The 16,255-nt window shown below is 37.1% G+C and carries 16 protein-coding genes; 8 read left to right on the plus strand and 8 right to left on the minus strand.

Annotated elements, in window-relative coordinates; translation table 11 throughout:
• Positions 1-173: 173 nt before the first annotated feature.
• Together IEV74_RS03635 and IEV74_RS03640 are read right to left on the minus strand one after the other, a co-directional pair.
• Positions 174-4,502: a S8 family peptidase gene (locus IEV74_RS03635; RefSeq protein WP_188454287.1), complete on the minus strand. Its 4,329-nt coding sequence runs from the start codon at positions 4,500-4,502 to the stop codon at positions 174-176.
• A 701-nt stretch (positions 4,503-5,203) separates the two neighbouring features.
• Positions 5,204-6,262, minus strand: coding sequence for a M20/M25/M40 family metallo-hydrolase (locus tag IEV74_RS03640; protein ID WP_188453992.1), 1,059 nt, complete (start codon positions 6,260-6,262; stop codon positions 5,204-5,206).
• Between the two features lie 156 nt (positions 6,263-6,418).
• On the opposite strand from IEV74_RS03640, the gene IEV74_RS03645 reads away from it, so the two are divergent.
• Together IEV74_RS03645 and IEV74_RS03650 are read left to right on the plus strand one after the other, a co-directional pair.
• Positions 6,419-6,973 (plus strand): thioredoxin family protein, encoded by a 555-nt coding sequence (locus tag IEV74_RS03645; RefSeq protein ID WP_188453993.1) that lies wholly within the window; start codon positions 6,419-6,421, stop codon positions 6,971-6,973.
• Positions 6,974-7,076: 103 nt separating this feature from the next.
• Positions 7,077-8,078 carry a potassium channel family protein gene (locus IEV74_RS03650; RefSeq protein WP_188453994.1) on the plus strand — a complete coding sequence of 334 codons (1,002 nt, stop codon included), beginning with the start codon at positions 7,077-7,079 and terminating at the stop codon, positions 8,076-8,078.
• Here the strand turns inward: IEV74_RS03650 and IEV74_RS03655 are convergent.
• Positions 8,067-8,471 carry a YugN family protein gene (locus IEV74_RS03655; protein ID WP_188453995.1) on the minus strand — a complete coding sequence of 135 codons (405 nt, stop codon included), beginning with the start codon at positions 8,469-8,471 and terminating at the stop codon, positions 8,067-8,069. The two genes, IEV74_RS03650 and IEV74_RS03655, sit on opposite strands and share 12 nt — an antisense overlap.
• Before the next feature lie 114 nt (positions 8,472-8,585).
• On the opposite strand from IEV74_RS03655, the gene yugI reads away from it, so the two are divergent.
• Together yugI and IEV74_RS03665 are read left to right on the plus strand one after the other, a co-directional pair.
• A complete protein-coding gene (yugI, locus tag IEV74_RS03660) occupies positions 8,586-8,972 on the plus strand; it encodes a S1 domain-containing post-transcriptional regulator GSP13 (RefSeq protein ID WP_188453996.1) in 387 nt (128 codons plus the stop codon).
• 216 nt (positions 8,973-9,188) lie between these two features.
• On the plus strand, positions 9,189-10,358 hold the full coding sequence (locus IEV74_RS03665; RefSeq protein WP_188453997.1) for a MalY/PatB family protein: 1,170 nt from the start codon (positions 9,189-9,191) through the stop codon (positions 10,356-10,358).
• A 36-nt stretch (positions 10,359-10,394) separates the two neighbouring features.
• Here the strand turns inward: IEV74_RS03665 and IEV74_RS03670 are convergent, their stop codons facing one another.
• Together IEV74_RS03670 and IEV74_RS03675 are read right to left on the minus strand one after the other, a co-directional pair.
• Positions 10,395-10,970 (minus strand): superoxide dismutase family protein, encoded by a 576-nt coding sequence (locus tag IEV74_RS03670; RefSeq protein ID WP_188453998.1) that lies wholly within the window; start codon positions 10,968-10,970, stop codon positions 10,395-10,397.
• Positions 10,971-11,056: 86 nt separating this feature from the next.
• Positions 11,057-11,254 (minus strand): hypothetical protein, encoded by a 198-nt coding sequence (locus IEV74_RS03675; RefSeq protein WP_188453999.1) that lies wholly within the window; start codon positions 11,252-11,254, stop codon positions 11,057-11,059.
• A gap of 131 nt (positions 11,255-11,385) precedes the next feature.
• On the opposite strand from IEV74_RS03675, the gene kapB reads away from it, so the two are divergent.
• Complete coding sequence (kapB, locus tag IEV74_RS03680; RefSeq protein WP_188454000.1) at positions 11,386-11,781, plus strand: kinase-associated lipoprotein KapB; 396 nt, start codon at positions 11,386-11,388, stop codon at positions 11,779-11,781.
• A gap of 27 nt (positions 11,782-11,808) precedes the next feature.
• On the opposite strand, the gene IEV74_RS03685 is transcribed toward kapB, so the two are convergent.
• From IEV74_RS03685 to IEV74_RS03695, 3 genes are all read right to left on the minus strand, one after another.
• On the minus strand, positions 11,809-12,990 hold the full coding sequence (locus tag IEV74_RS03685; RefSeq protein ID WP_188454001.1) for a cation:proton antiporter: 1,182 nt from the start codon (positions 12,988-12,990) through the stop codon (positions 11,809-11,811).
• Between the two features lie 6 nt (positions 12,991-12,996).
• Positions 12,997-13,485 (minus strand): cation:proton antiporter regulatory subunit, encoded by a 489-nt coding sequence (locus IEV74_RS03690; protein ID WP_188454002.1) that lies wholly within the window; start codon positions 13,483-13,485, stop codon positions 12,997-12,999.
• Positions 13,486-13,562: 77 nt separating this feature from the next.
• Positions 13,563-13,826, minus strand: coding sequence for a phosphocarrier protein HPr (locus tag IEV74_RS03695; RefSeq protein WP_188454003.1), 264 nt, complete (start codon positions 13,824-13,826; stop codon positions 13,563-13,565).
• A gap of 248 nt (positions 13,827-14,074) precedes the next feature.
• Here IEV74_RS03695 and deoD point away from each other — a divergent pair, with 248 nt between their 5' ends.
• The 3 genes from deoD to IEV74_RS03710 all read left to right on the plus strand — a co-directional run bounded on the left by deoD (position 14,075) and on the right by IEV74_RS03710 (position 16,140).
• Positions 14,075-14,782: a purine-nucleoside phosphorylase gene (gene deoD / locus IEV74_RS03700; RefSeq protein WP_188454004.1), complete on the plus strand. Its 708-nt coding sequence runs from the start codon at positions 14,075-14,077 to the stop codon at positions 14,780-14,782.
• Positions 14,783-14,898: 116 nt separating this feature from the next.
• Positions 14,899-15,492: a biotin transporter BioY gene (locus IEV74_RS03705; RefSeq protein WP_188454005.1), complete on the plus strand. Its 594-nt coding sequence runs from the start codon at positions 14,899-14,901 to the stop codon at positions 15,490-15,492.
• 174 nt (positions 15,493-15,666) lie between these two features.
• Positions 15,667-16,140 (plus strand): divergent PAP2 family protein, encoded by a 474-nt coding sequence (locus IEV74_RS03710; RefSeq protein WP_188454006.1) that lies wholly within the window; start codon positions 15,667-15,669, stop codon positions 16,138-16,140.
• Positions 16,141-16,255 lie beyond the last annotated feature (115 nt).

The following is a 16,255-nucleotide window of genomic DNA, read 5'->3' on the forward strand; positions in this document are numbered from 1 at the left end:
AATTAATAAATGACTTATTCATATATTTCCTACGCGTTATTTCACTTGTTAAATTAGATTATTAAAGCATTTGCATCACATTTACTGATTTTGTTAACAATGGTAATTTTTTATTTATATAAAGAAAAGGGTACGGAAGAATATAACTTCCGTACCCCTTAGGTTAGTATAGATTACTCACCATTGACGTTGATGAATAATTTCCCTTCTGCCTCTGTACGAGTTTCATTATTATAATCATCAACGACTTTAACTTCGATAACAGCTCCCTCTGCCTTAACACTGCTGGTTGCTGTCCAGTAGCCAACATAGTGTCCATCAGAAGTTTCCATCATTGGTAATTCAGTCGCATTCGTAACCTGTGCACGGGCATTTGTTAGTGGCATATGGATAAAGAATGTTGCATCTAATCCAGGCTCACTATCAAATTCAATTTTAACACTTTCACCAGCTTGAAGGTGTTTATCCTCAGTTGGCGTTAAGTTTTCAATCTCCGGTGCATTGTATTTAACATCCAAGGTTACCTTTTTAACAGTCTTATTTCCTGCTTCATCCCTTGCCACAACTCTAATTTCATTCTCACCATTTTCAAGTAAAATTCGTTTAGAATATTCACCATCAGAGATTCTGGCTTTTTGACCGTTTACTTTTACCCAGTCAATATTTGCATCTGAAACAGTTCCTTCTACAGTTACTGTCTCTCGATTCGATTTGTCACCATCTTTAGGGTTATCAATCGCAAGTTCTGGTTTTTGAGTATCTAATGTTACCGTTACTGGGTCTGACACACCAGTTTCAGCTCCATCAAGCAGGGATACAGCTTTAAATTCATTTTCGCCCTCGTTTAGCTCAGTAGGTATAGAGAATTTACCATCATCGCCAACTTCTGCAGTACCTGCCTCTTCTCCATTGTTTAACAACTGAATGGTTGTTGTTGGAGAAGCGGTACCTTCAACCGTTAAACTCTTTTCATTAGTAGTGAAGTTTTCTTCAGGTGATGTAATGATTGGTGCACTTACCTCGTAGCTCACACGTGCACGAATCATATAATTCCCTTCAACTGCTGGAGATGGCGACCATGCTCCACTCACATATTGATAGCTTCGTTCTGCATTCGTACCGTTCTCATCAGTAGCTAAACCAGGTGTATTTGGATTAGGATGCGTTTGGATATAGACCATGTAGAAATCTCCATCAACAATAATATTATGCTCACTAAGATCAACTACAGTCCATTCGCCATTACGCAATGCTTCGGCATCAATCGGTCCAGCCAGCTTCTTACCTGGCATTCCATTGTCACCGGAAGCATCCCAAACCTCTACCGAAAACTCAGTCCCACCTGGTACAGGCCATTCCGTATCCCAGAATCGGAATACACCATCGGTAACGACAGCTGAATCTTTTCCTTCTGGTAAGGACATTTTAACTGCCCATCCATTACCTGCATCATAGAATGCACGAGCATTTTCCGCAGTTCCATCATCATATCCGATTTCTCCACCAGGATAAGTGTAGAAAGGCTCAAGTTCAACGTCTACCTCAAGACTCTCATCATCTACCGTAATTTCAACCTCTTTACTATGATAATCACGTGCCATTACTTTAAGGGTGTACGTGCCTTCATAGGCTGTAATGGAATAATTACCTTCTGCATCAGTTTCAACAGGGGTAACATTGGCATCTTCTACAAGAAGTATTGTCGCACCTTCAATAGGTTCACCTGTATTTTGATCTGTAATTGTACCGGTTATTGTTCCCTGTGGAATCTCATCTAACGTAAAGTTTGCTTCTGCAACTCCATCGTCTTCAACTGTTACTGTTTGTTGTTCAGAGATAAAACCATAAGCACCAGCTTGAACTGTAAATGTTCCTGCAGGGTGAGTTAATGAATACGTCCCATCTTCAGGATTCGTATAAACCGTTCTTCCACTCTCAAGGACGCTTACTTGCGCACCAATCGGAAGTAATGTAGGATTAATTACATCCTCTACCACAGGAGGATTTCCTTTTTTAGGTAATTCCGGCTGAATTTTGGCTGGATTTACCTTTTCTTTAAGTCCTGCTTTTTCATTTGACTTAATTACCCCTAGACTGTTACTGCCAAGGCTAATTCCTTTGTGCAGACCTTTTTTGGCTTTATTATTTTTTCCTTTTTGTTTACCTAATGATGCTTTACTGCTTTGTGAAGTATCAGATAATGCTACATCGTCAATATACCAGCCTTCTCTAGTAACACTTCCATCTGTAGTTACATTGAATCCAATGTAGATTCGTTGACCACTATATTCTGATAAATCAACTTCTGCACTTTCCCAGTCGGTGGTTGTACCTTCGATTCGCATCAGCTGTGTCCACTCTTCCTGGTCGGTTGATACAAACACATGACCGAAATCATATGCTCTTCCTGAGTCATATTTTTCTAAATCATACCATTGATTAAATTGTAAATAAGCATTTCCTTCAGGCAAATCAATTGGCGGCATAACTAGTGTTGCATTCATGCTACTTTCATAATCGCCTGCCAGATTTGTTGCATAGACGTTTTCACCTGATGCTGCACTTCCAGGACCAGAGGTTGGTGCACCCCATTCCCAGCTGTTAGCTTGTCCGAAAGATGTCCAGCCTACCGGGTTGGTTTCAAAGTCTTCCGAATAACCAACTGAAATACCAGGTTTCACTTCAACCACATATTCTTCACTAACTACTTCATTATTACCAAAATCGTTTATCGTCCATTTATATGTTAGTGAATCTCCAGCGATTTGTTCCCCAGGAATTGTCGCAATATATTCACCTGATTTATAATCACCAGATGCACGAACAGCTTCTACTGTTTGCCAGTCTCCGTTTTGATCTTGGAAAACTAATTCAACCGATGACACGCTGATATTATCACTAACTTGTACAGTTAGATCTAAATCCATTCCAGCATACGTTTCTGTCGGTGAAGAATGTTCGAAAGTAGGTGCTTCGTTATCTTCACCCTCTTTAGTAACTTGACCTTGTAACGTTCCAAGTCCATTTTCAATAGAAGAAACAGCGTTATATGCATTAACTAATCCATATCCAAAACCATTGTTCGGTGACTCTGGATATTCTTCATCTGTTAATGGTGTAGCTGTATTTAATAAAATTTCTTCCATTTCATCGACGGTCAAACTAGCATCAACTTGTCTAAGCAAGGCAGCTACACCCGATACTGCTGGACCTGCCATTGATGTTCCATTCCAGCCACCTTCATAAGCACTTCCTGGTACGGAAGAACGAATATTTACACCAGGTGCTGAAATATCTGGTTTAATTTCGTCATACGGTGAAGGTCCTTCTAATGAAAAGCTTGCTAAATTATCATTAACATCTGTTGCTCCAGTTGCAAATGACTCTGGATAGTTTGCAGGTGTCGCAATTGACCCAGGTCCACCTGGGTTAAATAAATCAGTATTACCAGCAGAAAACTCTGGGAAAATTCCTGCTGCTCTCCAGTTAATAACAACATCACGATACCATTCATCAAGACCTGGTCCGCCACCCCATGAGTTGTTAACAACATCTGGTGCCATATCAACCCTGGTATTTCCATCTGAGTCGGTTGGTGCTAAAATCCATTCAGCGGCTGCAAGTAGATCAGTATCTGTTCCGCCAGCTGCTGTAAATGCTTTTACGGAAATAAACTTAGCACCAGGAGCAACACCAATTTGGTTAGACCCATCTGGTTCACTACCTACCATAGTACCCGTAACATGTGTACCATGACCTAAATCATCATATGGTTCTGCTTGTCCGGCGGTAGCATCAAACCAGTTAAAGTCATGGCTCACTTCACCGGTTGCAGCATCATATCCACGGTACTTTTCTTTAAGTGCCGGGTGATCCCACTGAACACCCGTATCAATACTAGCTACAACTGTTCCAGATCCGTCAATCCCCATTTCCCAAACTTGTGGAGCACCAACACGTTCAACGTTCCACTCTACATTAGCAATTTCTGACTTTGGAGCTTTAGCATCTTTTGTTACTGTGGTAAACAATTCCCGTGTTTCGTTCGGTAAGATTTTTTCTACTTCCGGAAACGCTGCAATTTTTTGTGCTACCTCTTTTGTAGCGGTAACCGCCATACCGTTTACGATATAGTATGATTTAATATTTTTAGCGTTTCCTTTTTCGGATTGCTGTTCAAGATAGTTTTTTACATTTTGCTGTGATGTTAAAGAAGCAGATTTTAACTCAGATACGACTGCAGAACGCTGAATAAGCTCTGCCTTTTGTGCGGTGACATTCGCCTTTGCTGCATTAGCTTTAGCTTCTTTAGCAGCTTTTTTCGTGTCTGCCTTTTCTTTGAACTTGATTAGAAAAGTAACTTTGTCATCTGTTTTAAAATCATCCAGCAGTCGATTACTAACTTTTTCTTTTGCAATAGCCTGGGAGTCATTTAACGAACGATACAATTTCTTATTTGCCTCAGCACTTGTCATACTAGGTGCAATTAATGAAAAAACCATAAGTAATGACGCTGCGATGCTAAATAAGCGAATTTGACGTTGTTTCTTTTTCCCCAATTTGTTTCCTCCTCCCGAATTTTGAAAACGATGCCTGTATAAACATGATGACCGTTGTCTTTGGTTAAAATATATTCATGCCAAAGTCAACAAAAAAAGACACCCTTCGCTCCCCCCCCTTTACTAAATAATAGTGTAGTAGGTCCCAGCTGTTAGCGTGCCGCAAGTTGTTTTCATGTTGTTAATGTGACTATATAATATTACAATCAAAAAATGTGTCGAATTTTGTCGCATTCCATCAGAATTTTCAAAATTGATAGTTAAGTACTGCTTCCTTTTGTACTTTTCTAGTCAAAAGTCCCGTCAATACTATCAACGATTCCATTACAAATTTCACTAAAAACGGTACTCTATATGGATATTGTTGTATTCTATGACTATTAATCTATTATTCAGTATTTTACTTCTATCGATTAAAATGCATAAATAAACCTATATTTTCAGCTTCCACATCGTTTAAACTGAGTAATTCAAATTGGAAAATGGTTCCTTTTGACCTTTTTCGATATAAAATTCGTCTATGCAAGCATTAAATAGTCATATATGAAAAAGCCTTCACAAAACTATATACCTAAATAAACGAAAAGCCTTAAATCCCGTCAAAAGGATTAAGGCTCTTCATATTAGTTTAAAAACAAACTATTTTAATCTTCTAAAGGATTTAAACTTTCCTCTCCAGATAAATCTGCAATCATCGTAACAAGTAATTCGATCTCTTCTTCAATATCCTTCAAACTAGCTGTTTCAACTGGTGAATGCATATATCGTAATGGCAGTGACACTAATGATACAGGAACACCCTTCCCGGTTAACCGCATTTTGTCCGCGTCAGTACCTGTCATTCTAGGTGTCAGCTCATATTGGACATTCATTTTAAGCTTTCTTGCCGTTTTTTCTAATAATTTATTAATTTTAATGTTGATTGGTGCACCCTTTGCAAAAACAGGTCCTTTTTCTAATTTTACATCCCCATATTTATTCTTGTTAACACCAGGGTAGTCTGTAGCAAACGTAACATCACAGGCAATTGCCATTGTTGGTTCAATCCCAGCAGCTGCAAAATATGCCCCGCCCATATTGGTTTCCTCATTTACAGTACTTGCTGCATATACACCAACATTACACCCTGTTTCGTTTAATCTTCTAAGGACCTCTGCTACAATAAATGATCCAGTCCGATTATCTAATCCTCGGCCGGAAACATAGCGATCCATCAATATCTCAGGTTCTGTTTTATAAACAGCAAGATCACCAATTTGCACATACTTTTCAGCTTCCTCTTTTGATTTCCAGCCACAGTCAATAAACAAATCCAAAAGACCAAAATCGTCCTTCAAGCCGCCATGATGCTGTGCGTTAACTCCAATTACACCTGTAACCGTTTTGTTATTTCCAAGTACTGTAGTCTTCATACCTATCGCTGCTTTTGGATTAATCCCGCCCATTTTGTCAAAATGTAAAAATCCGTTATCATCAATACGATTAATTACGAGGGCAATTTCGTCACAGTGACCTGCTAATAACACTTTAAAGGGTGCATTGGGATTTAACACTCCAATTGCATTGCCAGCATTATCCGTCCTTATTTCATCCGCAAACTTCTCTACATAGTTGATCCATTTTTTTTGAATCTCCATTTCATTACTTGATGGTGATGGAGTATGTAATAATTCCAATAAAAACTCTTGGTTAGCTTGTTGCATGTTTAATTCCTCCTTAGGCGGTAATTCATATTTTAAATACCATTTAAAGTACCTCCATACTATCATAGCAAATTAAACGAAGGAGAGCACATTTGTTTACGTGATGCTATTTATTAGATAAACTTTTATCTAATATAAATTAGGAGTGATTTGGAAATGACATTAAATGAATGGTTCGAGAAAGGAATGTCCCCTGATACATATATTGAATCCATGGAAAAACACAAAAAGAATCTGCTTCACATATATGATAACTTCACCCCGCCAGATGATGAAAAATTTTCACAAGAAACAAAGGCAAAAATGCTTCGTGTAATCGTATTAACTGAGGACTGGTGCGGAGATGCCATGCTGAATGTTCCAATCCTTCTTCGTTTGGCAGAACAAACTGATATGAATGTGCGAATGCTTTTGCGCGACCAGAATTTAGAGCTGATGGACGCTTACTTAACAAATGGAAAGTCAAGATCGATTCCGATTTTTATTTTTATTGATGAAAATGGAAATGAAGCAGCACAATGGGGACCGCGTGCCGAAAAAATCCAGCAATTTACAGACTCATCTAAATCAGAACTGCCTGCCAAAGACGACAAGGATTATGAAGAGAAATTCAAAGAAATGCTGCTATTCATGACAAAGGCATTTCGTGACAACACTGACTTTTGGGATGAAGTATACGAGAGTCTAAAACAAACAATAACAAAAATATGACGAACTGGGGCAACTGAATTTTTATCGGTTGCCCCTTTTCTGTATAAGTAAATATTATGTTTGTCTATACTAATTAAAAAGTTCTTAGATATAAGGTGAAAAAATGGGCATTGAATTATTTAAACATATATATTTTCGACTTCCAGTTGTTGTTAGACTATTGTTAACGATTTTTATAATAATGGTTTTATTTGGGATAATTATCCACTTTATTGAGCCTGCCGAATTCCCTTCTATCTTTGATGGGATTTGGTGGGCATTCGTTACAGGGGCAACCGTTGGCTATGGTGATTATGTTCCGTTGTCAATTCCTGGTAGAGTTGTCGGTATATTATTAATTTTGTCTGGAGGAGGACTGTTAACGTTCTATATCACGACTATATCTGCAGCGACAATTAAACATGAACAGGATTTATCAAAAGGCAAAGTTGCGTTTAAAGGGATTAACCATGTTATTTTTATTGGTTGGAATGAACGAACGAGACATTTGCTTAATATGACCTTAAAAAAAAATAATAAAATTGAAATTGTATTAATCGACCGTACCTTATCCCATTTGCCATATCAGCAATTCCCTGTACATTTCATTCATGGTGATCCCAGTGAAGATAGTACGTTAAAACAGGCACGTATTGATATGGCGGAAAGTGTCATTATTACAGCGGATATCACCAAAAAAGAACGCCAGGCAGACATTAATACTATCTTAACAACAGTTGCTATCAGAGGGAACAATAAAAACGTACGTATTATTGCGGAAATTCTCTCTACCGCACAGGTTGACAACGCAATACGTGCGGGTGCAGATACGACAATAGGATCGAATGATTTTATGAGTACGCTATTTTACCATGAGCTTTTTAATCCCAAAACAACTAAACCGGTTGAAACCATTTTGGAACTTTTATCAAATCAGCACTTTTCTCATTCACGATTGCCTGAAGAACTTGAAAACAGGTCTTATATGGAAGGAATTCATTTTTTTCTCAAAAATAATCATCTTCTTTTAGGTATTATCCGGGATGAAAAATGGAAGATCAATCCGTCCCACAATTTTATTATGAGAAAAGGTGATATCCTCCTTACGCTATCGTCATGGAATTAAAAGCCGCTCCACTTTTTGGATTAGGTCTTTCCCAATTTCAATATATTCACTTGGCATTTCAGCATCGGGATTAACTGGCGACTGAAATTGATCAAATGCCCCGCGTACAGCACCTCCTATCCCTGTTTCATCGTACCCTTTTTGGTATTCATGGGCCAGGAGGAATGGTTTTTCTACCCGAACAGTTACACCAGGATAGTCAAGTGATCCTGCTACAGCATAAAAAGGAATTCTTAAGTAATAATACACATCTTTATCATCTATTTTGTAATCAAAATGACCTTTCTCATAATCCCAGTTTGATCCAATTACAAATCCCTCTGGTTTTAACAAATCTTCCAGTACGTATAATGGATAAATGGTTTGTTCAATTTTTGATTCTAAAGGAACCATTTGCCTCTTCCTTTCGTTTCTAATTTATTCATTATTTTTTGCCTGAAATCGTAATTTATGCTAAAATGTTTTATTGTGTAAAAAGAATCGAATAAGTTATAGGAGTTGTTCAGCATGACAGACAAGTTTGAAACTGGTCAAGTTATTGAAGGAAAGGTTACCGGGATACAACCATATGGTGCATTTGTTGCCATTGACGATGAAATTCAAGGTTTAGTTCATATTTCTGAGGTAACACATGGTTATGTAAAAGATATTAATGATCATTTAACTGTTGGAGAAGAAGTTAAAGTTAAAATCTTGAACATAGACGAAGAAAAAAATAAGGTTTCTCTATCTATTCGCGCAACTGAGGAAGCACCAAAGAAAAGTCCAAAAGCTCCAAAATCACAACCAGTAAAACAACAAGATAATTCATCTGCAGGGTTTAATACGCTAAAAGACAAGTTAGAAGAATGGATTGAACAATCAGAAGAACGCGAAGGCACTTTTAAAAAATAATTCTTTTCCATTGATAATGCCTCTTTTTAACAGCAAAACCTAAAGTTGTAATTTTTTTTGATAAAATGGGTTTATCTTTCTTTCTAAGGGGTAATACTATGAATGTAAGACTTTCTCGTATTCCCCCTGTAAGCAAGGCGTATAAGCGCTTTGCTTTTTTTTGTGTACTTTTACGTTATAATTGAATTCAAATATAGAAATTGAGGAGGATTACCTATGGGTTTATTTGATACGCTTTATGACCGAAAAAATACACGATCCGTAAAATGGGACATGCTAGAGCCAGTTTTCCAAACGGATGATGTTTTACCAATGTGGGTAGCAGATATGGACTTTAAAGCACCGCAGGCAGTCAATGACGCGTTAATCAAACGTGCAGAACATGGTATTTTTGGTTACACAGTTACCGATAACGCTATAAAAGATTCAATTGTTAATTGGATTTCCAAACGTCATAATTGGAGCATTAAACAAGAATTTTTATCGTTCAGTCCCGGAGTTGTTGCAAGTTTACATATGGCAATTCAGGCTTTTACAGAACCGAATGACAATGTTCTTATTCAAACACCAGTTTACACTCCTTTTTACAGTGTAATTAAACAACATAACAGAAACGTTGTTAAAAATCCTTTAGTATTAAAAGATAATTATTATCAAATCGATTTTACTGACTTTGAGGAAAAATTAAAACAAGGTGTAAAAGCCTTTATACTATGCTCGCCACACAATCCTGTTGGCAGGGTATGGACGAAGCAGGAATTGATGGAAATCGCCCGTCTATGCCTAAAATATGATGTGTTAATTTTATCTGATGAAATTCATGCAGACCTTATTTATCCAGGTCAGGAACACATTCCAATCGCATCTATTTCAAATGAAATCGCTGAACAGACAGTCACCTGTATGTCACCTTCTAAAACGTTTAATTTAGCTGGATTGCAGGCTTCCTATATCATCACATCAAATAAAGAGAAGCGGAACCTCTTAAACGAATACCTAGGGAAGCAAGGTCACCATATGTTAAATACAATGGCGAACGCAGCTATGGAAGCAGCCTACCTGCATGGGGAGGCATGGCTTGAAGAATTAAGAGGCATTTTAAAAGAACATCGAGATTATGTCATTGAAATGTTTGAATCGTTTACTGATGAACTTAAAGTTACCCGATCAGAAGGTACTTATTTACTCTGGGTTGATTGCAGCGCATTACAAATGGATAGTAAATCGTTAAAGCAATTCATGATAGAACAAGCTAAGGTTGGTCTAAATGCCGGATTTGAATACGGTGTAGAAGGAGATCAGTTTATGCGGATTAATATTGCCTGCCCAAAGGATACACTTGAAGAAGGTGTAAAACGAATTATAAGTGCTGTAAATAACAGATGACCATTACAAGCTGACCCCGACGAAGGTCAGCTTGTTTTACTCTTCCTGCTTTTCATTAAACTTCGTCGGATCTGTAGGTGAACTTTCTGCGTCACTTTTCGGATTCGTTTTTAACTCACCACAAGCAATGCGTGGACCTGAATCACCACCAGGCTGGCTTACTCCATCATCTTGGCCCTCATCAATGACAAGTGACGTACCTTCACCTCGTAATATAGACTTTTTGCCATCTAAGAGCGTTGCACCTGGAAGCATTAATTCAGCATCAACAAGTCCGCCTGCATCCGCCTCGATATTAGGTAAATCACCTAAATGAGGTCCCTCAGGATGCATTAATCCATGTTCTTTACCCTCAGGATTAAAATGATTACCAGCGCTTTTGAAATCTGGTCCTAAACAGCTTGGATATTCATGTACATGAATCCCATGAAATCCAGGTGCCAGACCCTCCAATTTTAATTTCACCTGTACACCATCCGGTTTTTCTGTTAAAGCAGCAGTTCCGATCATATCACCTGATGGATTATACATATCAATTGTACGTGTCGTTCGGTCCCCATTACTTTGACATGAGGATAATAATAGTAATCCTATTATAAGCAAAAAACGCATCTGTTCTGCTCCTTTTTGTGTATGCTATTATACTATTATCCACAAAAGAAGCTAAAATATGAACTGTAATAAAAAACCCTCTAATTTTAGAGGGTTTCTTTGTCAGAGTCACTGTTCTTACTCGCATTTAAATTATACTGCTTTTCAACTAATTGTGCTTCTTTCTTTGACTTTTTTATAAATATATACATGGTTACAGCAGCACCAATCATAAATATGATTAATGAAATGACACCTGGAATGTATTCTGTTTTATCCTCTGGAAAATAAAGGAATTCCATCATATTTATTCACGTCCTTCAACTAGATTATAGCAGAATTCACACAATCCCTAAACCAATTCTAACTTAATTATTAGCCAATTGAACATTTTTTTGTCAAAATAGAAGTAGATAAAAAAAGGAGGTCCATTGATATGGTCGATATTCTAATTGGGGACCATGTACGTGCGCATTATAATTCCGGAGTTTACATAGGAGAAGTTTTAGAGGACAGGGGTGATAAATATTTGGTTAAAGTTCTTGCTGTAAAAAAGCATCCTATGCAAGGAGATCTGCATCATCCTGGTAAAGTCGATGGAGTGTTCTTCCATGAGAGAAAGGCTTTAGCACATTATGAGAAAATGAATGTAGCAAAAGCAGTCGTGTACCCCTTTGATGAAGAAATACCTAATTACAATGATTCCCTCAAAGAATCTATTGCAATAATGAAAGAAAGACTAGCCATTAAAAATACGGAATTTAATAAATTGGCACTTATAAAACTGCAGGAATTAGAAGAAAAATATTACCATAAAAGTTATTATTATTAAAATAGGGAGGCAATACGCCTCACTACTTTAATAATAAGTTGGAACTTTTAAATCCTTCTTTTTCTTTTCTGGTTGTCCATAAATTTTTCTTGTAATTTTTGGAGCATAGCTAAACAATATCATTCCAATAAATGCGGTTACAACGATATAAATCCCACTAAACACTTTTACCGAACCAACCGCTACTGCAGCAATAACAACGGAAAATTCACCCCTCGCACATAACGAGAGCCCTGCGCGCAATGCAACACGTTTTGTAAGTCCATAAAGCTTTCCGCCAACAGTCCCAACTAGAACTTTCGCAATTACAGACCATAGTACAAGTACCATTAATAGAACCGGCAATGGAATTCCTTCGCCTAAATCAATCGTTGTCCCAAAATATACAAAGAATGTCGGCAGCATAAGATTTTTAATCGGTGTTACCGTTCCCTCAACACGCTCAATTTTTCCAATTTCCGCCAACATTACACCGGCTAAGAATGCACCTAATACTTCGGAAAGCCCTAGGAATAAGGCAAGTCCACCAAATGATACTGCAAGTCCAACTAACAATACGATCTTGAAATCCTCGTCTTCAATTTTAATTATAAAAGCTTCAAAACGTTTAAACAGCGTTTTGCCAAGTACAATTGCAATTAAAGCAAGACCGACTATTTTTCCTATTAAGATAACTAAATCCAATCCTGTAAAAGTGTTACCAGAGCTTAATGCAATTAAGATGGCTACAATAATTGGCGCAATCAAATCTTCAAAAATCAAAATCCCTAATATATATTCTGTTTCAGCATTTGCCATTCTTCCTTTATCATCAAGCAATTTAGCTGTGATGGAAGAGCTTGTAGCATAGGTAATCCCACCAATTAAAAACGATGTAAACAAGTCCATACCAAACCCTAAGGCAATCAGCATAGATACTCCGAGGCTAAGGCCAACATCAAGCAGCCCCGAACTCCAAATCTTTTTTGCGATTCCCCCTAAACGCTTGGTATTAAACTCAATACCTAATAAAAAGAACAATAGGACAATTGCAACTTCACTTGAAAAGTGCAATATTGAATTATGATCAAGAAGTCCTGCTAATGCGATTCCAAAAAGAATATATAATATAACATTCGGAAATTTAACTTTTAATCCAATATAACCAAGCAGAAAAATTCCTAATAAAACTAAACCGGCACCTAATAAACTGGGAAAATCACTTAACAAGCTTCATCATCCCTCACCTTGGCATAGATCTGTAAGGGTAGCAATTTGTTCATCTTTACCAACAGACATTAAAACATCTCCAGATTTTAATGTCGTATCAGCTTCTGGGATAGCAATCACATCATCCCCATGGACGATCCCTATAATTGTTGCACCGGTTTTGTTGCGAATATCAGATTCCTCAATTGTTTTATTAACAAGTGGCGAGTTTTCCTTCAACGTTATATAATCAACAATAATCTGTTTTTTAAACATACGCATTTTCTCTACATCAACTGGCTGATAAGTCGCACCTAATAACTGTGCTGCAAGTTCTCTCGTTTCATCAGGTGTTAAGTCCATTGCAAAATCCGCTTCATCATTATCTGCATCATCAAAAAAATAAAGCTCTCGTTTTCCAGTGTGATGTACAATTATTACAAGCATATTGTCTTCCGAAGTTTTTAACGTTATTTTCTGCCCGATTCCTGGCAGCTGTGATACAGAAACATTCATTCGTCTTCACCTCAAATTCATACCTGTCAAACAGAAATTAAAAAGCTAGAGGATCAAATTATCTCTAGCTTACTTTACTATTCACCTAAATGTTCTTTAATAACTTCTTCGATACCTTTTAGCGCTTCTTCCTCGTCATTCCCTTGGGCAATTACCTTAATCTCAGCACCTTTAGGAACCCCTAAAGACATAACACCCATGATCGATTTCAAATTAACCGTCTTGCCATTATATGCTACCTCAACCTCTGATTCGAACTGCCCCGCTTTATTAACTAGTAATGTTGCCGGACGTGCATGTACTCCAGTATCAGCAGTAATCGTAAATGTTTTCTCCTGCATTTAATATCATCCTTCCATGTTAATTAACTTACTATGTACTGTTAAAAAACATACTTATATGTTTCCCACTAATTTACAGATAAACCGTTCCATGTGTTTATTTGTAAAAACGTACTAGTATTATTATATACAATTATACACGTTTGTGAAACTAAAAAAAAGCAATCGTTCTTCGATAATTTGTCTTTAATTTGGTGTTATGATAACGTTATTTTGTAAGAAAATGAATTTACTTAGGAGGTACATAAATGAGTGTACATATAGAAGCGAAAAAAGGGGAAATTGCTGATAAAATTTTATTGCCTGGTGACCCCTTACGAGCAAAATTTATTGCAGAAACATTTTTGGACAATGTAACCCAATATAACCAAGTACGGGGTATGTATGGGTATACCGGGACATACAAAGGTGAAAAGGTTTCTGTACAAGGTACGGGTATGGGTGTTCCTTCCATTTCGATTTATGTGAATGAATTGATTCAAAGCTATGATGTTCAAAAGTTAATTCGGGTAGGTACTTGCGGAGCAATCCAAAAGGATGTTAAGGTCCGGGATGTCATTTTAGCACAAGGATCAACAACAGATTCCCAAATTAACAGAATGGTCTTTAATGGAATTGATTATGCACCATTAGCTGATTTTGATTTACTTAAAAATGCTTATGATGTTGGTGCAGAAAAAGGAATGAACCTTCGTGTTGGAAATGTTTTCACAAGTGATACTTTCTATCGCGAGAATGCAAAAGAAATAAACGAATTACTGGCAAAATATAAAGTACTAGCTATCGAAATGGAAACTTCAGCACTTTATACGTTAGCAGCAAAGTTTGACCGTCAAGCATTATCAGTATTAACAGTTTCTGATCATATTTTAACAGGAGAAGAAACAACATCCGAAGAACGACAAACAACATTTAACGAAATGATGGAAATTGCGTTAGACGCAGTAATTAAATAAATTCTTTAAACAGTTTTTCAGATATGAAAAGCTGTTTTTTTATTATAAACTATAATATAAATCAGTTGACAATAACCAAATGTTTCCCTATTATTAATTTGAAGGGAGAGATACAAATGAAAGGGTTGCGGCCAATTGATTTAACGTTTGGTGCAGTATTTGTTTGCTTAATGGCAATCGGTGCTAATATAGCGGTTTGGTTTCCAATGCTTGCAGTTCCTATTGGCGGGGCTTCTGTGCCATTATCACTTCAAACATTTTTCGCGATCTTGGCAGGATTAATGCTTGGGAAAAAATTAGGAAGTATTTCTATGATTACATATATTCTTGTTGGCATAGCTGGTGTGCCAGTATTTGCCGAAATGTCTGCTGGGCCAATGGCATTAATAAGCCCTACAGGTGGTTTTATCATTTCGTTTGTCTTTATTGCATTTATTGTAGGAGCTATTGCTGAACTCAGCAGCAAACCTTCTATACCAATTTATTCAATCGCTTCAATTGCTGGTTTACTTGTTAATTATGGAATTGGGATAAGTTACATGTACTTAGCAATGAATACATGGTTGGAACTCGATATTTCATACCTAATTGCCTGGTCGAGTATGATTCCATTTTTAATTAAAGATACAGCTTTAGCATGCCTATCCGCAGTCTTTATGGTCAATATAGCAAAAAGAATTCCCTCAAGGTGGATGACCGTTAAAGCTTGACTATAAGCTAAAAAGGATACTTCACAAATGAAGTATCCTTTTTTAGTATGCTCTTTTAGTTTGATATGATAACATCAATTTAACAAATTAGTCATTAAAATCGTATCTGCATAAACACATTACATATAATAGGAGTTATATCATATTTCAGCTAGAAAGGATGTTCAGCCTTACATGCATATATTTTCAAATTTTCCATTATGTGCTGCTCTTTTGGCGATAGTGTTTGCACAGGTAATTAAAATCCCAATTCGGTTGATTGTGACAAGAGAATTTAAACCTGGGTTGGCCTTTAGTACCGGTGGAATGCCGAGCAGTCATTCAGCGGCTGTTGCGGCATTAACAACAGGTATCGGAATTGTTGAAGGAATCGCCTCCTCTGTATTTGCCGTTGCTTTTGTTTTTAGTGTGATTACAATGTTTGATGCTTCAGGGGTTCGCAGACAAGCTGGAGAGCAAGCCGTTGTATTAAACAAATTAATTAAAGACTTCCAATACTTTGTTGATGGTGCGAAAGGTTGGAACAGAAAAGAAGAATATGAAAAACGTGAAGAATTGAAGGAACTATTAGGTCATCAACCAATTGAAGTTTTTTTCGGGGGAGTTTCCGGCATATGTATTGCTTTTTTACTGTATAACCTTTATTGAAGAAAGACTTTTTCGTAGTATCCGTAGACTGCGACGTAAATACTTGTGGTGATTTTGCATTATTTTGGACGCTCTTTGGTCCCGCAGCCCGTATACACTTCGCTTTCCGTGGGCG

Source organism: Virgibacillus oceani (assembly GCF_014638995.1).
Taxonomy (GTDB): Bacteria; Bacillota; Bacilli; order Bacillales; family Amphibacillaceae; genus Virgibacillus_E; species Virgibacillus_E oceani.

What these genes read in the sequence shown, in the direction of transcription:
- IEV74_RS03635 (WP_188454287.1), bottom strand. Translation starts at nt 4,502, where the DNA reads ATGGTTTTTTCATTAATTGCACCTAGTATGACAAGTGCTGAGGCAAAT.
- IEV74_RS03640 (WP_188453992.1), bottom strand. Translation starts at nt 6,262, where the DNA reads ATGCAACAAGCTAACCAAGAGTTTTTATTGGAATTATTACATACTCCA.
- IEV74_RS03645 (WP_188453993.1), top strand. Translation starts at nt 6,419, where the DNA reads ATGACATTAAATGAATGGTTCGAGAAAGGAATGTCCCCTGATACATAT.
- IEV74_RS03650 (WP_188453994.1), top strand. Translation starts at nt 7,077, where the DNA reads ATGGGCATTGAATTATTTAAACATATATATTTTCGACTTCCAGTTGTT.
- IEV74_RS03655 (WP_188453995.1), bottom strand. Translation starts at nt 8,471, where the DNA reads ATGGTTCCTTTAGAATCAAAAATTGAACAAACCATTTATCCATTATAC.
- yugI (WP_188453996.1), top strand. Translation starts at nt 8,586, where the DNA reads ATGACAGACAAGTTTGAAACTGGTCAAGTTATTGAAGGAAAGGTTACC.
- IEV74_RS03665 (WP_188453997.1), top strand. Translation starts at nt 9,189, where the DNA reads ATGGGTTTATTTGATACGCTTTATGACCGAAAAAATACACGATCCGTA.
- IEV74_RS03670 (WP_188453998.1), bottom strand. Translation starts at nt 10,970, where the DNA reads ATGCGTTTTTTGCTTATAATAGGATTACTATTATTATCCTCATGTCAA.
- IEV74_RS03675 (WP_188453999.1), bottom strand. Translation starts at nt 11,254, where the DNA reads ATGATGGAATTCCTTTATTTTCCAGAGGATAAAACAGAATACATTCCA.
- kapB (WP_188454000.1), top strand. Translation starts at nt 11,386, where the DNA reads ATGGTCGATATTCTAATTGGGGACCATGTACGTGCGCATTATAATTCC.
- IEV74_RS03690 (WP_188454002.1), bottom strand. Translation starts at nt 13,485, where the DNA reads ATGAATGTTTCTGTATCACAGCTGCCAGGAATCGGGCAGAAAATAACG.
- IEV74_RS03695 (WP_188454003.1), bottom strand. Translation starts at nt 13,826, where the DNA reads ATGCAGGAGAAAACATTTACGATTACTGCTGATACTGGAGTACATGCA.
- deoD (WP_188454004.1), top strand. Translation starts at nt 14,075, where the DNA reads ATGAGTGTACATATAGAAGCGAAAAAAGGGGAAATTGCTGATAAAATT.
- IEV74_RS03705 (WP_188454005.1), top strand. Translation starts at nt 14,899, where the DNA reads ATGAAAGGGTTGCGGCCAATTGATTTAACGTTTGGTGCAGTATTTGTT.
- IEV74_RS03710 (WP_188454006.1), top strand. Translation starts at nt 15,667, where the DNA reads ATGCATATATTTTCAAATTTTCCATTATGTGCTGCTCTTTTGGCGATA.